This window comes from Pseudoalteromonas sp. SG44-1, assembly GCF_014164315.1.
Classification (GTDB): Bacteria; Pseudomonadota; Gammaproteobacteria; order Enterobacterales; family Alteromonadaceae; genus Pseudoalteromonas; species Pseudoalteromonas rhizosphaerae.
Map to the genome: position 1 here is coordinate 1 of NZ_JACJEW010000300.1, position 259 is coordinate 259.

The 259-nt window shown below is 35.9% G+C and carries 1 protein-coding gene; it reads right to left on the reverse strand.

Features of this window, described 5'->3' with window-relative positions; all coding sequences use genetic code 11:
• Positions 1-31 precede the first annotated feature (31 nt).
• Positions 32-259, reverse strand: a 228-nt coding sequence (locus tag H5187_RS24235) for an ATP-binding protein (protein ID WP_182768459.1), incomplete at its 5' end; no start/stop codon positions are given.

The window sequence follows — 259 nt, forward strand, 5'->3', positions numbered from 1 at the left end:
TGATTTATCATTTTGTAGAGCCGTTTTTAAATTAGCTTAACTGATCATCATCAGTCAATTTATTTAACTGTTTTCGTATCGATTCTCCTTTTAAGTTCAACTTAATTGAACCATGAATTAGCCTATCTAAAATGGCGTCAGCATGGGTTGATTCTCCTATCATTTCATGCCAGTTTTCCTGTGGTAGCTGGCTTATAATTATGTGTGATTTATACCCATACCGCGCATCGATTAATTCGAGTAAGTCACCTCGTTGCTG